At 73.0% G+C, this 15033-nt stretch carries 16 protein-coding genes; 4 read left to right on the top strand and 12 right to left on the bottom strand.

Features of this window, described 5'->3' with window-relative positions:
• Positions 1-5: 5 nt before the first annotated feature.
• The 4 genes from ACFVYL_RS29045 to ACFVYL_RS29060 all read right to left on the bottom strand — a co-directional run bounded on the left by ACFVYL_RS29045 (position 6) and on the right by ACFVYL_RS29060 (position 3180).
• Positions 6-1142, bottom strand: coding sequence for a Gfo/Idh/MocA family protein (locus tag ACFVYL_RS29045; RefSeq protein ID WP_389721060.1), 1137 nt, complete (start codon positions 1140-1142; stop codon positions 6-8).
• Entirely contained in the window at positions 1139-1906 is a 768-nt protein-coding gene (locus ACFVYL_RS29050; protein ID WP_389721062.1) for a sugar phosphate isomerase/epimerase family protein, read from the bottom strand. Before ACFVYL_RS29050 ends, ACFVYL_RS29045 begins: the two co-directional genes overlap by 4 nt.
• A gap of 145 nt (positions 1907-2051) precedes the next feature.
• The gene (locus ACFVYL_RS29055; protein ID WP_389721064.1) at positions 2052-2558 is read right to left on the bottom strand and encodes a hypothetical protein; all 507 of its coding nucleotides are present in this window, start codon (positions 2556-2558) and stop codon (positions 2052-2054) included.
• Between the two features lie 178 nt (positions 2559-2736).
• Positions 2737-3180 carry a nuclear transport factor 2 family protein gene (locus ACFVYL_RS29060; RefSeq protein ID WP_389721066.1) on the bottom strand — a complete coding sequence of 148 codons (444 nt, stop codon included), beginning with the start codon at positions 3178-3180 and terminating at the stop codon, positions 2737-2739.
• A gap of 116 nt (positions 3181-3296) precedes the next feature.
• On the opposite strand from ACFVYL_RS29060, the gene ACFVYL_RS29065 reads away from it, so the two are divergent.
• Positions 3297-3860 (top strand): PadR family transcriptional regulator, encoded by a 564-nt coding sequence (locus ACFVYL_RS29065; protein ID WP_389721068.1) that lies wholly within the window; start codon positions 3297-3299, stop codon positions 3858-3860.
• Between the two features lie 54 nt (positions 3861-3914).
• On the opposite strand, the gene ACFVYL_RS29070 is transcribed toward ACFVYL_RS29065, so the two are convergent.
• Together ACFVYL_RS29070 and ACFVYL_RS29075 are read right to left on the bottom strand one after the other, a co-directional pair.
• Complete coding sequence (locus tag ACFVYL_RS29070) at positions 3915-5474, bottom strand: GMC family oxidoreductase (RefSeq protein WP_389721070.1); 1560 nt, start codon at positions 5472-5474, stop codon at positions 3915-3917.
• A gap of 196 nt (positions 5475-5670) precedes the next feature.
• Complete coding sequence (locus tag ACFVYL_RS29075) at positions 5671-6660, bottom strand: fibronectin type III domain-containing protein (protein ID WP_389721072.1); 990 nt, start codon at positions 6658-6660, stop codon at positions 5671-5673.
• 241 nt (positions 6661-6901) lie between these two features.
• On the opposite strand from ACFVYL_RS29075, the gene ACFVYL_RS29080 reads away from it, so the two are divergent.
• Positions 6902-7660: a glycoside hydrolase family 75 protein gene (locus ACFVYL_RS29080; protein ID WP_389721074.1), complete on the top strand. Its 759-nt coding sequence runs from the start codon at positions 6902-6904 to the stop codon at positions 7658-7660.
• A 19-nt stretch (positions 7661-7679) separates the two neighbouring features.
• Here the strand turns inward: ACFVYL_RS29080 and ACFVYL_RS29085 are convergent, their stop codons facing one another.
• The 6 genes from ACFVYL_RS29085 to ACFVYL_RS29110 all read right to left on the bottom strand — a co-directional run bounded on the left by ACFVYL_RS29085 (position 7680) and on the right by ACFVYL_RS29110 (position 12495).
• On the bottom strand, positions 7680-8090 hold the full coding sequence (locus tag ACFVYL_RS29085; protein WP_389721076.1) for a PTS fructose transporter subunit IIA: 411 nt from the start codon (positions 8088-8090) through the stop codon (positions 7680-7682).
• Complete coding sequence (gene dhaL, locus ACFVYL_RS29090; protein WP_389721078.1) at positions 8083-8709, bottom strand: dihydroxyacetone kinase subunit DhaL; 627 nt, start codon at positions 8707-8709, stop codon at positions 8083-8085. The genes ACFVYL_RS29085 and dhaL overlap by 8 nt, the downstream gene beginning before the upstream one ends.
• A gap of 82 nt (positions 8710-8791) precedes the next feature.
• Positions 8792-9784: a dihydroxyacetone kinase subunit DhaK gene (dhaK, locus tag ACFVYL_RS29095; RefSeq protein ID WP_389721080.1), complete on the bottom strand. Its 993-nt coding sequence runs from the start codon at positions 9782-9784 to the stop codon at positions 8792-8794.
• Between the two features lie 342 nt (positions 9785-10126).
• Positions 10127-11113: a TIGR01777 family oxidoreductase gene (locus ACFVYL_RS29100; protein ID WP_389721082.1), complete on the bottom strand. Its 987-nt coding sequence runs from the start codon at positions 11111-11113 to the stop codon at positions 10127-10129.
• Positions 11114-11184: 71 nt separating this feature from the next.
• Positions 11185-11784 (bottom strand): hypothetical protein, encoded by a 600-nt coding sequence (locus ACFVYL_RS29105; protein ID WP_389721083.1) that lies wholly within the window; start codon positions 11782-11784, stop codon positions 11185-11187.
• 75 nt (positions 11785-11859) lie between these two features.
• Positions 11860-12495, bottom strand: coding sequence for a TetR/AcrR family transcriptional regulator (locus tag ACFVYL_RS29110; RefSeq protein WP_389721085.1), 636 nt, complete (start codon positions 12493-12495; stop codon positions 11860-11862).
• 109 nt (positions 12496-12604) lie between these two features.
• Here ACFVYL_RS29110 and ACFVYL_RS29115 point away from each other — a divergent pair, with 109 nt between their 5' ends.
• Both ACFVYL_RS29115 and ACFVYL_RS29120 read left to right on the top strand, forming a co-directional pair.
• A complete protein-coding gene (locus ACFVYL_RS29115; RefSeq protein ID WP_389721087.1) occupies positions 12605-13324 on the top strand; it encodes a hypothetical protein in 720 nt (239 codons plus the stop codon).
• A 73-nt stretch (positions 13325-13397) separates the two neighbouring features.
• A complete protein-coding gene (locus ACFVYL_RS29120) occupies positions 13398-15032 on the top strand; it encodes a class I adenylate-forming enzyme family protein (RefSeq protein WP_389721089.1) in 1635 nt (544 codons plus the stop codon).
• Position 15033 lies beyond the last annotated feature (1 nt).

Here is a 15033-nt window from a genome sequence, read left to right on the forward strand (position 1 = left end):
CGTCATCAGGCGGTGTCGCTTCCGTTCCCCAGCGTCGCCTCCCCCGGGTCCCACTCCTGCGGCAGCGGCTCCGGCGGCACGAGCTGCGTGGCGAGCGGCAGGAACTCCGAGCGCCGCGCCGAGTGCGTGATCGCCGTCATCGTCTGCAGGACGTGCAGGGCGAGCGCGCCGGACGCCCGGTGGGGGACGCCGCCGCGCAGGGCGCGCGCCATGTCGACGACGCCGAGGCCGCGCCCGTCGGTCCGCCCCCGTACGGGCAGTTCGCGCCACTCGTCGCCGCCGCCCGGCAGCAGCTTCAGCGGACCGCCGAACGTGTTCGGGTCGGGCACCGCGAGCGTGCCCTCGGTCCCGGTGATCTCGAAGCGGGTGCGGCGCAGCGCCGAGTCGAAGCTGAACGTCGAGGCGGCCCGTACGCCGGAGGCGAACACGATGAGCGACGACACATGCGTCGGCACGTCGACGGGGAACGCCTGCCCCGCCTTCGGCCCCGACCCGACGACGCGCTCCTCGCGCGCGCGTGCCGTCGTCGCGGCCACCTCGCAGACGCTGCCGAACAGGGCGACGAGCGCGGTCAGGTAGTACGGCCCGAGGTCGAAGAGCGGTCCCGCGCCCGGCTGGTAGAAGAACGCCGGATCGGGGTGCCAGGCCTCGGGCCCGGGGCCCTGTGTCACCGTCGCCGCTGCCACCGGCACGCCGATGTGCCCGGCGGCCACCGCCCGCAGCGCCGACTGCAGGCCCGCCCCGAGGAACGTGTCCGGCGCGTTGCCCACGCGCAGCCCGCGCTCCGACGCCTCGGCGAGCAGCTTCTCCGCCTCCGTGGGCGCGAGCGTGATGGGTTTCTCTCCGTAGACGTGCTTTCCGGCGCGCAGGGCGGCCGCCGCCACCTGCGCGTGCGCCGCGGGCACGGTGAGGTTGACGACGAGCTCGACCTCGGGCAGGGCGAGCACCGACGCGGGGCCGCCCGCCTCGGGTATGCCGTGCGTGCGGGCCGCGGCGACCGCCCGCTCCTCGTCGAGGTCGGCGACGGCCACGACCCGGACGTCCGGGAAGCGGCTCAGCGTACGCAGGTACTCGGCGCTGATGACGCCCGCGCCGACGACGGCGACGCCGACGGGGCCCGAGCCCACGGGGGCCGGGTTCACGCCGTCTCCAAGGAGGCGAGGTAGGTGCGGCTGGCGGCGAGCCCGGCGAACAGGGTGTCGGCGTCGTCCGCGCAGGAGTCGAACTCGACGATCCGCCAGGCGTCCGGCGCGGCGGCGAGGATCTGAGGCACCGGCATGGTGCCGCCGCCGACCGCGACGTTCGGGTCCTCCTTGGTGCCGGGGCCGTCCTTGAGGTGCAGGGCCCGCACCCGATCGCCGAGGCGGCGAAGGAGCCCCGGCACCTCGGCGCCGCCGACCGCCGCCCAGTAGGTGTCGATCTCCAGGAACACGGCGGGGTCGAGGAGTTCGGCGAGTACCTCGACGGCGTGCAGGAGCCCCGCTTCTCCCTCGTCGAAGCGGGGCTCGATCTCCCACCAGTGGTTGTGGTAGCCGATGCGTATGCCGTGCCGTTCGGCAAGCGCCGCAAGGGAGTTGAGCCGGTCGGCGGCCCGCGCGAGTCCGTCGCGCGAGGTGAACTCCCCGGGCGGGATGCCCGCGGGCACGATCGCGAAGCCGGTCCCCAGGGCCGCCACCGCGTCGAGCACGGCTCCGGGGTCCGGGCCGAGCAGCTGCACGGCGTGCGTGCCGGACACGGTGAGCCCGAGATCGTCGACGATCCGCCGCAGCCCCTTCGGGTCGCCGAGCACGTCGTACGCCTCCACGGCGCCGTACCCCAGAGAGGCGAGGCGGCGCAGCGTCCCCTCCCGGTCGGCGGCGAGCTGATCGCGCACGGAGTAGAGCTGAACGCTGAGCGGTCGTGGCATGAACGCGCCCTCCCTGTCGGCTGGGAGGACGGTAAGGCGGTTCAGTGGGGCGGGCAAGGGTGCGTGGAGTGCGGGCGTCACCCTCCGCCACGCGACTGCCGCCCACCCCTGGTGCTGGCCGGTGGGCGGCAGTCGACGGTGCCGGTCAGGAACGGCCGGCGGCTCCCCGGCGGCGCAGGTACCAGACACCGCCGGTCGCGGCCGCGGCCACCAGGGCCCCGCCGGTGACGAGCGTGAGCGTGCCCCGGTCCTCGGTTCCGCCCCCGAGTCCGCCGCGGACGCCGCGCGCGGGCGCGGTCGTCGAGGAGGCCGTCGGCCCGGCGCCGACGGTGACGGTCCGAGGTCCGGCCGACGAGCCGTCCTTGCAGGTGACGAGCACGGTGTAGGTGCCGGCGCTGACGTTCTGCCAGGTGGCGCTGTCGTTCGTCAGCTCCACCTGGCGGCCTCCGGCGAAGCTCGCGTTGGCGCCGCCCATCAGTGAGGCCGTGCCGCCGCCGGAGCCGCACGCGGTGGTGGTGGCCCGCACGGTGGATCCGGTGGCGGTGACGGTGAGATCGCCGCCCGCGAACGCCGACGGAGCACCCAGGACCAGCGGCAGCGCGGCGGCGACGACCGTCAGGCCGGCGCGGACACCTATCTGAGTAGTACGCATGAGTCTGCCCTCCGGTGGCACGGGAGGCGGTACAACCCATGCGCCGCCGAGAGTCGGGGATATCGCCCGTGCTACCTGACGACGAGCCAACGTGGCGCGAGCGGCGTTCGCATGCGGACGGCGGCCGGGCAGGTGACGGAGTCCTTCGTCCGGCGCAGAGCGGTGCCACCGGGGAAGGTCACTGCGGGGCGGGGACCAGACCGGCTTCGACGAGGCCCGCGTGTACCGCCTGCCCGAGGGCGTGCACCGCGGACTGCGGGCGGACCATCACGGTGAACTCCTTGATCCGCCCCTCCTCGTCGAAGTGCAGCAGATCGATGCCGTGGACCTCTTTCCCGTTCACGGTGGTGCGGAACAGCAGGACGTCCGACTCCGCCACGGTGCCGTCGGCACTGGTCTGCGCCTCGCCCGCGTACCCGCCGACGTACCGGAAGTCCTCGAATGTCCGCAGCAGGACACCGAAGAGGCCGAGCACCATGGGGCGGCCTTCGAACGGTGTGAACTTCACCGGGCTGTAGAAGCGGATGTCCGGCGTGAACAGTTCCTCCAGCGCGCCGAGGTCGCGCTGCTCGACGACGGCGCGGAAGCGTGCGGCCGTGGGATGCGTCGTGGTTCGCGTCATGGTTCCTCCCGAAATCCTGTGGCGGCGCACCGTGGCGCCATAGTCATGAATCTGAGTAGTCACATGCATGACTATGATGAGGGGGCGAGGCGGCGGAAGGGAAGGGGAACCGGACGATGGCTCTGCGGCACGCGGTGCTCGCGGCACTGCTGGACGGCGAATACAGCGGCTATCAGCTGGCCAAGGGCTTCGACATCGGCGTGGCCAACTTCTGGCACGCACTGCCCCAGCAGCTCTACGCCGAGCTGACCAGGCTGGAGACCGAGGGCCTCGTCACCGGGCGGGAGGTGGTCCAGGAGGGCCGGCCCAACAAGCGCCTGTTCACGGTCACCGACGAAGGCCTCGCGGAGATGGAGCGGTTCGCCGCCCGCGCCGCGAAGCCGTCCTTCATCCGCGACGACCTGCTGGTCAAGGTGCAGGCCGTCGACGGAGTCGCCGCCGCACCGGTGATCGAACAGCTCACGGAGCGCGCCGCGGTGGCCGACGCGAAGACCGAGGTCCTGGAGAAGCTCCTCGTACGGCTGCGGGGCGACGCGGACGAGGACGACTTCCTGCGCACCGGCGAGCGCGTCGGCCCCTACCTCACCTGTCTGCGCGGGCTCGCCTTCGAACGGGAGACCCGCGACTGGTGCCGACGCGCGGCGGCGCTCCTGACCGAGCGGGCGGCCGCCGTTCCGTAGCCCGTCGCCCGCGCTGCCCGAGCCGTTCGAGGGTCTCGACGACCTGTGAGGGTGTCAGACGGCGCGGCCGGGTTCCGGGCCTGCCGCGGGTGGCGTGCCGCATCCCCGGATCAGGTCGGCGGCCTTCTCCGCGATCATGACGGTCGCCGTGTTCGTGTTGGCCGAGACGATCGTCGGCATGACCGAGGCGTCCACCACCCGAAGACCCCGGAGGCCGTGCACGGTCAGGTCCGGCGCCACGACCGCGTCGGGCCCCGTCCCCATCGCGCAGCTGCCCACCGGGTGGAAGTACGGGCCCACGGCCGCGGCGAGGTACCCGCGCAGCCCGGCCTCGTCGGTGATGTCAGGGCCGGGGAGCACCTCGCGCGGGCGCCACGGGGTGAAGGGCGCCGCCGCCGCGATCTCCCGTGCCGTCCCGATGCCCCGCAGCATGCGCCGGACGTCCGACTCCCGGCCCAGGTAGTCCGGGTCGATCAGCGGCGGCGTCGCCGGGTCGGGACCGGCCAGGCGTATCGAGCCGCGGCTGTCGGGCACGGTGGACACCGCCAGGGTGTACCCGTTGGCCGGGACCGGCATCGTCGGCGGGTGGTACGGCGCGTGGATGAAAAGCAGCTGCATGTCCGGGCCGGGCGCGCCGGCGTCGCTGCGCCACGACAGGGACGTCTCGGCGAGGCTGGTCTGCGGGGGCGGCAGGGGGCGCCCGGCTTCGTGGACGACGGGGCACAGCGGGTGGTCGTGCAGGTTGCGGCCGACACCGGGCAGATCGTGGCGGACCGTGAGGCCCGCCTGCCGCAGCTCATCGGCGGGGCCGATGCCGGAGAGCAGGAGGAGCCTCGGGGAGTCGACCGCCCCGCAGCTGACGATCACCTCGGTCGTCGCGCGGACGGTGTGCAGGGCGCCGTGCCGCCGTATCTCCACGCCGGTGCAGCGGTCGCCGTCGAAGAGCAGGCGCAGCGCGCGGGAGTCGGTCGAGACGGTGAGGTGGGGCCGGTCGGCCCGGACGGGGTGGAGGTAGGCGTGTGCGGCACTCTGGCGTCGCCCGTACGAGATGTTCAAGTCGTGCCAGCCGACGCCTTCCTGGTCGCTTCCGTTGAAGTCGTCGGTCCGGGGGTGCCCGGCCGCGGCCGCGGCGTCGACGAAGGCCTGGGAGAGGGGGTGCCCGCCCTCCTGCGCGGTCTCCGGACGCAACGGCCCTTCGGTGCCTCGGTACTTGGGGTCCTTGCCGTGGACCGTCTCCATGCGCTGGAAGTACGGGAGGGTCTCGTCGAAGCCCCACCCCGTGCACCCCAGGGCCGCCCAGCGGTCGTAGTCGTTGCGGTGACCGCGCAGATGGATGAGGCCGTTGATGGCGCCCGAGCCGCCGAGCGTCCGCCCTCGCGGGAAAGCCCGCGCGGCCCGGCCGGCGCCGGTCTGCCGGACCGTGGTGTAGGCGTAGTCGACCTCGGAGCCCTGGAGCGCGGGCCAGGCGGTGGGCTCCGCGATCTCCGCCTTGCCGTCCTCCCCGCCGGCCTCGATCAGCAGGACCCGGCTCTCCCCATCCTCGGACAGCCGGGCCGCCAGCACACAGCCGGCCGACCCCGCACCCACCACGATGTAGTCCCACTCACACGTCAACGTCCGTCAACTCCCTCATGCCCGTCCACCCTTCGCCGCTCCCGTCTCGCGCACCCCTCAAGTAGCCATGCGGATACGGGAGTTGCGCGAGCAGAGCTCCGATTGTGTCCGAGAGTGACAGAAGTGGTGCCGGAAATCGCGGAAAGCCCGCACCGCCGAACCGGGCGCACCGTCGGGCCCGCCTGGGCGCCTCCGTTCAGCCCGTGGTGACGGTCCGTTCGGGCGAGTAGCCGCCCCAGGTGCCGTCCGGGAGCTTGGGGCGGACCCTCACCCGGTGCCGCTCCCCGGCCTTCCTGCCGATGTAGAAGCTGTGCTCGGCCTTGCCGGGCGGTGCCGTGCCGCCGAAGACGAGCGAGGTGGCGGTGCGGCCGTCCAGTTGGATCTGGTACTCCGCCACGGCGCCGCCGGTGCGCGGCGGCGTCCAGGAGAGGTCGATGTAGTACGCCCCGTCCGCGCGGTGCGTGCGCGCGCGGAAGTCCGTCGGCGCGGTCCCGGGCCCTGAGCCCTTGCCCGCCGCGGTGGTGAGGCGGACCTCGGGGCTCGCGGGGGAGAAGTTGTCGGCGGCGTCGCGCGCCTTGACCGTGAAGGTGTAGGCGGTGCCCGGCCGCAACCCGGTGACCAGCGTCGCGCTCTGGCCTCCGCCCACGCTGTGGATCTTCGAGCCGCCCTGGTAGACCTCGTAGGAGGCCACGCGCTTGTTGTCCGAGGACTTCTCCCAGGAGAGCATCGCCGAGCTGTCTCCCTCGGCCTTGCCCGTCAGACGTGCGGGCCGCGTCGGGGCCTTGTGGTCCGTGGCGGCAGCGGCGGGCGTCGTGACCGAGAGCCGCCTGCTGTCCTCGCTGACATTCCCCTCGGCATCACGGGCGCGCACCGTGAAGGTGTACGTGGTGGACGCCTTGAGGCCGACGATGTCCACCATGTGCTCCCTGCCCGGCACCTGCTTCACCTTCTTGGCGCCGCGGTACACCTCGTACCCGGTGACTTCCGTGTCGTCGACGGCCTGATTCCACATGACGTGGGCGGTCGTGGCGCTGCCCGCCTGGACGGTGAGGCCGCGGGGTGCCGCCGGAGGCTCGGTGTCCTCGGCGTCCCCGCCGCCCCAGGCGCAGCCGCCCAGTGCGGCGGCGGTCACGGTCATGGCGGCCAGCAGGGCGAGAGGGGTGGCGGGATGGGGGGTCCGTCGCACGGTGCTGCCTTCCACTCGACGGCATTGGTCCGGACCTATTTGACACAGGTGACGAGGGCACATCAAGGGGGCGGGGGTGTGCGCCGTCCGGACCGTGATCGGCGGAGGGGGCATGGGCCGACGCACATATTGGGATATCTGGTCAACAAGTCGTCCGTTCTCCCTGCGAAAGGTTGTTTCCGTGAGGCCTTCTCCCGTGAGGTCCCTGCCCGCGCGGTCTCTTCCCGCGAGGCTCTCGCCCGTGCGCAACGGGACGGCGGTCCTGGTCGCCGCGCTCGGCGCCGCCCTGCTCGCCCCCGCCGCGTTCCCCGCATCGGCGCAGCAACTGTCATCGCGCCCGGGCGTCAAGTCACCCCGGAACACGGCAGGTTCGGCGGGCCCGGCGCTCCACGAGGGATCGGTGCGAGCGGCCGACCTGCTGGCGCACACACAGAAGTGCAGACAGATCTCGAAGGGCAAATACCGCACCGACGGCGACGCCCGCGCGGACGTCCCCGTCTGCGGAACCCGGGACACGGTCTTCTGGAAGGCCGACATGGACATCGACTGCGACGGGCAGCGGACCAAGGCTTGTAACCGCCGCACCGACCCGCTCTTCCTCCACGCCACGACCTACCAGCAGTCCGACGGCCGCCATCTGAACGCGGAGCGCCTGCCCTACGTCGTCGTACCAGGACCGAGCCGGCGCTGGAATCACGCCGCGCACGGCATCACCGGCGGAACCGTCGCCGCCGTCGTCCACCGCGACCAGGTGCTCTACGCCGTCGTCGGCGACACCGGCCCCGCCGACCTGATCGGCGAGGCGTCGTACGCGGCGGCCCGGGCGCTCGGCATCAGTCCCGACCCGCGCACGGGCGGCGCGGCCTCCGACGTCACGTACATCTTCTTCAAGGGCCACAAGGCCGCCCCGATCGAGAGCCACCGGGCCGCGGTCGCCCGGGGCGACGCGCTGGCCCGGCAGTTCGCAGGGGGTGTACGGGCGACGGGGCGGCCCGGATGAGGAGCCGCCCCGTCACGCCTCATCTTTTCCGGTAGGTGTACGCCTCGGTCGCCGCCGCCTCGACCGCGGCGAGGTCGGCGCCGGCCGACGCGGTCACCACCGCCGCCACCGCGCCCTCCACGAAGGGCGCGTCCACCAGGCGCGCGGCGTCCGGGAGTGCGTCGCCCTCGGCGAGCAGGGCCTTCACGGTGAGGACCGCGCTGCCGAGATCGGCGAGGACCGCGACGCCCGCGCCGCGGTCGACCCGCGCGGCCGCCGCCGAGATCAGCGCCGCGCTGGTGCCGAGCCCGCCGCCCTCCGTTCCGCCGGCGGCGGCCACCGGCGCGGTCACGACGCCCCCCGCGAGGCCCGTGGCGAGCGCGGCGACCGCCTCGGCGACGGGGCCGCTGTGCGAGACCAGCACGATGCCGACCGACGGCCCGTCAGCCACGGCCGCCCTCCCGCGCGTCGTCGCCCTCCGCGGTCTCCGCGAGCGCCTCGAAGAGGAGGGCCGCCGATGTCGCGCCCGGGTCCTGGTGGCCGATGCTGCGCTCGCCCAGGTAGCTGGCGCGGCCCTTACGCGCCTGCAGCGGCGTCGTCGCCAGGGCGCCGTGCAGCGCGGCCTCCCGTGCCGCGCCGAAGGAGTGCTCCAGCGCGTCGAGCGCGGGGACGAGCGCGTCCAGCATGGTCTTGTCGCCGGGCGCGGCGCCCCCGAGCGCGGCCACCGCGTCGACGCCCGCCCGCAGCGCTTCGGCGAACCCCGCCTCGTCGACCTCGGCCACCTCGCCGAGCGCCTTTCCGGTGCGGCGCAGCAGTGTGCCGTAGAGCGGTCCCGACGCGCCGCCGACCGTCGAGATCAACTGGCGCCCCGCCACCATGAGGACGGCGCCGGGCGTGTCCGGGGCCTCCTTCTCCAGGACGGCGGCGACGGCGGTGAACCCGCGTCGCAGATTGCTGCCGTGGTCGGCGTCGCCGATGGGCGAGTCCAGCTCCGTGAGCCGGTCCGCCTCACGGTCGACAGTGGCTGCACAGGCCGTCAGCCAGCGGCGGAAGAAGTCGGCGTCGAGCACGGGGTCTCCTTGCGTGGGTGAGTGCGTGCCTGGTCATGGGAGCGTGCGGCGGTCGGTCGTGTGTGTCGCGTGTCCGGAAACGTCAGGCCCCCCAGCGCAGGCCGGGCGTGCGGACCGGCGCGTCCCACAGTCCGAGCAGCTCCTCGTCGACCTGGCACAGCGTCACGGACGCTCCGGCCATGTCCAGTGAGGTCACGTAGTTGCCGACGAGGGTGTGCGCCACGGGGACACCGCGCTCGACGAGCACGCGCTGCACTTCCGCGTTGAATCCGTACAGCTCCAGCAGGGGAGTGGCACCCATGCCGTTGACGAGGACCAGGACCGGGTTGCGCGGATCAAGGTCCTCCAGTACGGCGTTCACCGCGAAGTCGGCGATCTCGCGCGAGGTCATCATGGGCCGCCGTTCGCGCCCCGGCTCCCCGTGGATACCCACGCCCAACTCCAGTTCACCCGGCGGCAGTGCGAAGGTCGGGCTGCCCTTGGCCGGCGTACTGCACGCGCTGAGGGCGACGCCGAAGCTCCGGGTGTTCCCGTTGACCCGCCTGGCGATGGCCTCGACCCGCTGCAACGGCATGCCCGCGTCGGCGGCCGCGCCGGCCAGCTTCTCCACGAAGAGGGTGGCGCCGGTGCCGCGCCGCCCGGCGGTGTAGAGGCTGTCGGTGACCGCCACGTCGTCGTCGACGAGCACCTTGGCCACCTGAATGCCCTCGTCCTCGGCGAGCTCCGCGGCCATGTCGAAGTTGAGCACGTCGCCCGTGTAGTTCTTCACGATGAACAGGACGCCCTCGCCGCTGTCCACGGCGGCCGCGGCCCGCACCATCTGGTCCGGCACGGGCGAGGTGAACACCTCGCCCGGACAGGCGGCCGACAGCATCCCCGGCCCCACGAACCCGCCGTGCAAGGGCTCGTGCCCGGACCCGCCACCCGAGACGAGCGCGACCTTGCCCGCGACGGGCGCGTCCCTGCGTACGATCACGCGGTTCTCGACGTCGATCGTCAACTCGGGGTGCGCGGCGGCCATCCCGCGCAGCGCGTCGGCGACGACGGTCTCGGCGACATTGATCAACATCCTCATGGGCACCTCCGGGGCGGGCGGGCGTGATCGGTCGAAAGAGGCCTCTGCCGGTGCAGTATCGACCTTGCCGCGGCGAAGGTCACGCGGACGGACGCGCTCCGTGGCCCGACGTGCCGCGCGGTCGGCGCCATTGCCGTCCTGGGGGCCCAGACGGCGAGCGCGTTGCTGGCTGCGCGCGTCCTGGACTCCGACGGCGTTCCCGGCACCGGCACCGACTGGAAGCCGGCGGTCGCCGCGCTGGAGGCGGACCCCGAGCCGCTGGGGACGCGGTAGAGCAAGTAGGCGAGTCCCGCGGGGACTTGGCCCGGGGGCTTGGGGCCTGGGGCTTGGCGCTTGGGGCCGCTACCCCGCGCGGCTGCCCGACGACCGGGCCCGGCCCGCACCGCTCCGGGTCCGCCCGGACCGCCGTACGAGGGACGTGGCGGCCGTGTCCCAGTCGGGGTGGGCGAAGGCGAACCCGGCCGCGCTGAGCCGTCCCGGCACCACCCGGCGGCTCTTGAGCAGCAGTTCCGTGTCCGAACGGAGCGCGAACGCCCCCAGCTCGGCCATCCAGCGCGTCGCCGGCAGCCCCACAGGAACGCGCCAGGCCGCGCGCAGCACCCGCATGAAGTCACGGTGCGGCAGCGGGCCGGGAGAGGCGAGGTTCACCGGCCCGTCGAGGTCGTCCCGGTCGATCAGGAACTCCACCGCACGTACGAAGTCCTCGTCATGGATCCAGGAGACGTACTGCGCACCGCCCGCCACGGGGCCCCCGAGCCCGAGGCGGGCCAGCGACGACAGCACGTCGAACACGCCGCCGCGGTCCGGGCTCATGACCATCGCCGAACGCAGCGCCACCTTGCGGGTGGCGGGAGTTGGGGCCTCGGTCTGCGCCCGCTCCCAGTTCTCCGCGATCTTCACGCTGTACGCCCAGTAGCCGGGCACTCCGGCCTCCGAGCCGCCGATCACCCCGGTCGCCTCGTCGTGTGCCGCGTCGAAGCGGTGGGCGTAGATCGTCGCCGTGCTCATCTGGAGCCAGACGCGCGGCGGTCGGGTCGCGGCGGCGATCGCCTCGCCGACCACCCGCGCCGAATCCACTCGGGAGTCCATCATGGCCCGCAGGTTGTCGGCGGTGTAGCGGCAGGAGACGCTGCGCCCGGCCAGATTGACCACGGCGTCGCAACCGTCGACCGCCTCGGCCCAGCGGCCGAGCGTGGCGCCGTCCCAGCCGATGTGGTGCGCCCGGACGGGACGCCTGGTCAGCACGGTGACCTCGTGACCGGCCCTCGTCAGCGCGCGGTCGAGGATCGCGCCCACCTGTCCGGTACCCCCGGGCAGCACTACCTTCATCGGGCCCCCTCGTCTCGGCTCGGTGGCGGCCGAGGCACTCCCCGACGTCGCCGGGGCGTCGTGCGTCGTCCCTACTCCCAGTCTGTCAGGTACCCCTGGTGCCGCACGCATCCGCCGTCGGCGGTGAGGGTCGGCTCGCCCGTGTACCAGTCGGGGCGCAGGGACAGCTCGATGCCGCGGTCGGTCGTCGTGCGCACTCCTGGCAGTCCGGCGCCCGGCTCGCCCTGCTTCGGGGCGGGGATGTCCCGCACCGTCAGATCCTGTCCGGACCACTCCTCGCGGAGGGTGTCGACCGCTGCCGCGTATGCGGCGTGGCTCGCGAAGTCGGGGGCCCAGGTGACGGTCGGCCGGTCACGGGTGACTCCCTCCGGGTCGGCGCCGAAGTCGTCCTTGCAGGAGGCGTTCGCCATCCTCCTGTCGTCGATCACTGCGTCCGGGTCGATGCCGAGCTTCCGTACCGCGTCCTCGCCCGCCTGCTCCGTGTGTCTCAGATGCTCGCGGAACGCCGACTCCGACGTGGCCGGACCCGACAGGGACGAGCAGCCCGTGGCGAGTGCCGTGAGGAGCAGCACCGCCACCGGCCCGCCCGCGACCACCGACCTGGCCCGGCGCCGAGGCCGTGGCGGGAAGGTGGCAGTGGGCGAGGTGGTGCGGGTGTGTCTCGTCGTCATGGTCACATCCCAGCAGGCGGCGCGGACCGGGCGGCACCGCTCGCGTACTCAGACTCCGGCTGAGTAGCAGGCCCTTCAGCTGAGGCCGCTCTTCGTGAGATTTCCGAACGCCGAGCACAGGAGCCGGATGCTGCGCCGGAACTTCTCGTCCTGGCTCAGCCGGGGCATCTCCCCCATGACGAGCGGGAAACGCGTGCGCAGGTCGGCGTAGATCTCGGCGGTGACGGCGGGTGCCCGCGGCTCGCTCTGTTCCTGGAGCACGAACCCCGTGACATGGCTGAGGAGGGTGTCGGCCGCGATCCCGATGTGCTCGGCAGGGACACCCCCGTCCAGCAAGGTCCGCAGGAAACGCTCCATCAACGACAGGCCGCCGTGGCTCAGTGCCCCGGGGCTTTCGGCCAACAGGAGTGCGCCGCCCGGGTGTTGGCGCAGGCTCGCTCGCAGTGCCGCGGCTTGCGCCTCGATCTCCTCCTGCCAGGCCGCTTCGGGCGGGAGCGCGGCGAGGGCGGCGCTGCCCGCGTCGTACGCGTGCCGACAGACGCGGTCGGCCATCAGCGCGAGCAGTTCGCTCTTGTTCTTGACGTGGTAGTAGAGGCTGCCCGCGTGGGTGTCGAGCCGCTCGGCCACCCGGCGCATGGACAGGCCGTGATACCCGGTCTCGGCGAACGTGGTCATCCCGGCGTCGACGATCCGCTCCCTGGTGAGCTTCATGAGCCCACCGTAACAGCGTTTCAAACAGTGTTGGAAAAACCGTGCTAGTCTCACCGTCAACGGTTTTCGAACGCCGTTGGAAACTGGGAAGAAGAGGGGCTCGGGGGACATGGACGGACTGCTGTTCAGTGCGACGACGGCCGCGTTGATGGTGATGATGATCAACGGTGGCCTGGGTGCGGTGGGGCGCGACTCGCTCCGTCGGCGGCCCGTCCCGTGGGCCGCGGTCGGTCTGACCGCCCTGGCGGTGGCCGGTGTCGTCCTCCAGCTGTGCTGGGCGGGCGCGATGGCGGCCCTCGATGACGATCCCGCCAAGTCCGGCTGGTGGCGGGTGCTCACGTCGGTCTTCATGCAGAACGGCGGTGTCTTTGGCGCGCTGTGGAACATCGCCACCCTCGCCGTCGTGGCGGCGCTCGCGCAGTGGCTCTGGGGCGCGCCGCTGACGGTGCTGTTCTTCGTCGCGGGCATCCTCCTGCCGGAGCGGATCGATGCGCTGCTCGGTCTGGGCGGCGGTCACAGCGTCGATCCCCGTAACTTCGCGGGCAGTTCCGGCGCCACGTACTTCCTGGGGGCGACCCTGGCCGCGGCGCTCCTGACGCGCAGCCGCACCCTCACCGGCAAGGAGCGCGCTCTCGCCGTCGGCGTCCCGGTGCTCGGGCTGACGATGTGGTTCGCGCAGGACAACGGCCACGGCCTCGTCGCAGCCTACGGCTTCGCGCTCGGGATCCTCATGTGGGCGGTGCTGCGCCGACTGCCGCGCCCGGCGCCCGCCACCTGCGAATTTCGGACGGCTGCAAGTCGCAGGGACGATGCGCGGAGCGGGGCATAGTACCCCGTCGGCCGATGGCCGAAGTTGCCCCCTGTGAGGTGATGACTTCCGGGCGGCATGTTTGCATGTGTTCATGATCGTTAACGCACAGGTGACATCCGAGCCGCGGACGTACGTGGATCGCATACTGGAGCACTGGCACGAGGACGAGGACGCCGAGGCACTCGTCCAGGGCGCGCAGCGGCTGACCCGGGGCGAAGCCCGGCAGCGGCTGTTCCGGCTGGGGCACGCGCTGCGCCGGCAGGGGCTCCGGCCCGGCGACGGAGTGGGGCTGTTCCTGGCCAACCGTGTGGACTCCGTCCTGGTGCAGCTCGCGGTCCATCTCATCGGCTGCCGCGTCGTGTTCCTGCCGCCCGAGCCCGGGCCCGGCGAACTCGCCGCGCTGGTCGAGCAGTCCAGGGCGCGCGCCGTGGTCACCGACCCGCTCTTCGCCGAGCGCGCCGCCGACGCGGCCGGCCGCAGCGTCCACGCGCCTGCGCTGCTCAGCCTCGGGCCCTGTGAGCTGGAGTGCACGGACATCCTTGAGGCGGCGGCCGAGTGCCCGGCGGAGCGCCCGGACGGCGTGCCCGCCCCGGCCGCGGACGAGGCCGTCACCGTCCTCTACACCGGCGGCACCCTGGGCCGTCCCAAGCTCGCCGCGCACAGCCACCGGCTCTACGACACGCTCATGAACTCGGTGGAGGACGACCCGCAGGACCCGCACGAGTCCCGCGCCACGAGCTTCATGACGCTCACCTCGGGCACGGACCGGGTGCTCGCGGCCACGCTGCTCACGCACGGCAGCGGGCACCTCACCTCGATACAGGCCCTGGTGTCGGGCTCCGTCCTCGTCGTACTCCCCGAGTTCGAGCCGGGCGCGGCGCTGGCGGTGCTGCGCGAGGAGGGCATCACCGCCACCATGTTCGTGCCGCCGATGCTGTACGCGCTCCTCGACCACCCGGAGTGCGTGCCGGGCGTGCTCCCCGCGCTGCGCCGCGTCGTCGTGGGCGGCGCCGCGTCGTCGCCGAGCCGGCTGCAGCAGACGGTCGAGGTCTTCGGGCCCGTGCTCAGTCAGGGCTACGGGCAGTCGGAGGCGCTCGGCATCGCCGCGTTCGGCGCGGAGGAGCTCGCCTCCAAGGGGGCCGAGCGCCCCGAGCTCTGGCGCAGCTGCGGCCGCGCGATAGCCGACACCGAGATCGAGATCCGCGGCGAGTCCGGCACGGCGACGCTGCCCGCCGGACAGGTCGGCGAGGTGTGTGTCCGCGGCGAGACGGTGATGCTCGGCTACTACGAGGACCCGGAGCGCACCGCGGAGGCGCTGCGGGACGGCTGGCTGCGCACGGGGGACATGGGCTACCTGGACGCCGAGGGGTACCTGTACCTCGTCGACCGGGCCAAGGACATCATCGTCACCGGCAGCACCAGCGACAACGTCTACTCCCGCGTCCTGGAGGACTTCCTGCTCACGCTGCCCGGGGTGCGCAACGCGGCGGCGCTCGGCGTGCCGGACGAGGAGTTCGGCGAGGCCGTGCAGATCTTCCTGGCCACGGCCGAGGGCGCCGACGTCGACCCGGACGTGGTCGGCGCGGCGGTCACCGCCGAGCTGGGAGACCTGTACACACCCCGCAAGACGGTCCTGCTCGACCGGCTGCCGACGACCAAGGTCGGCAAGGTGGACAAGAAGGCGCTGCGCGCCGCGTGGACGAGCGCGCCCGCGCACACGCCGTAGC

Source organism: Streptomyces sp. NPDC058308, from assembly GCF_042880275.1.
Classification (GTDB): Bacteria; Actinomycetota; Actinomycetes; order Streptomycetales; family Streptomycetaceae; genus Streptomyces.

Coding starts and splice junctions, on each gene's coding strand:
- ACFVYL_RS29100 (WP_389721082.1), bottom strand. CDS start 11,113: ATGAAGGTAGTGCTGCCCGGGGGTACCGGACAGGTGGGCGCGATCCTC.
- ACFVYL_RS29115 (WP_389721087.1), top strand. CDS start 12,605: ATGGACGGACTGCTGTTCAGTGCGACGACGGCCGCGTTGATGGTGATG.
- ACFVYL_RS29060 (WP_389721066.1), bottom strand. CDS start 3,180: ATGACGCGAACCACGACGCATCCCACGGCCGCACGCTTCCGCGCCGTC.
- ACFVYL_RS29110 (WP_389721085.1), bottom strand. CDS start 12,495: ATGAAGCTCACCAGGGAGCGGATCGTCGACGCCGGGATGACCACGTTC.
- ACFVYL_RS29055 (WP_389721064.1), bottom strand. CDS start 2,558: ATGCGTACTACTCAGATAGGTGTCCGCGCCGGCCTGACGGTCGTCGCC.
- dhaK (WP_389721080.1), bottom strand. CDS start 9,784: ATGAGGATGTTGATCAATGTCGCCGAGACCGTCGTCGCCGACGCGCTG.
- ACFVYL_RS29050 (WP_389721062.1), bottom strand. CDS start 1,906: ATGCCACGACCGCTCAGCGTTCAGCTCTACTCCGTGCGCGATCAGCTC.
- ACFVYL_RS29120 (WP_389721089.1), top strand. CDS start 13,398: ATGATCGTTAACGCACAGGTGACATCCGAGCCGCGGACGTACGTGGAT.
- ACFVYL_RS29065 (WP_389721068.1), top strand. CDS start 3,297: ATGGCTCTGCGGCACGCGGTGCTCGCGGCACTGCTGGACGGCGAATAC.
- ACFVYL_RS29105 (WP_389721083.1), bottom strand. CDS start 11,784: ATGACGACGAGACACACCCGCACCACCTCGCCCACTGCCACCTTCCCG.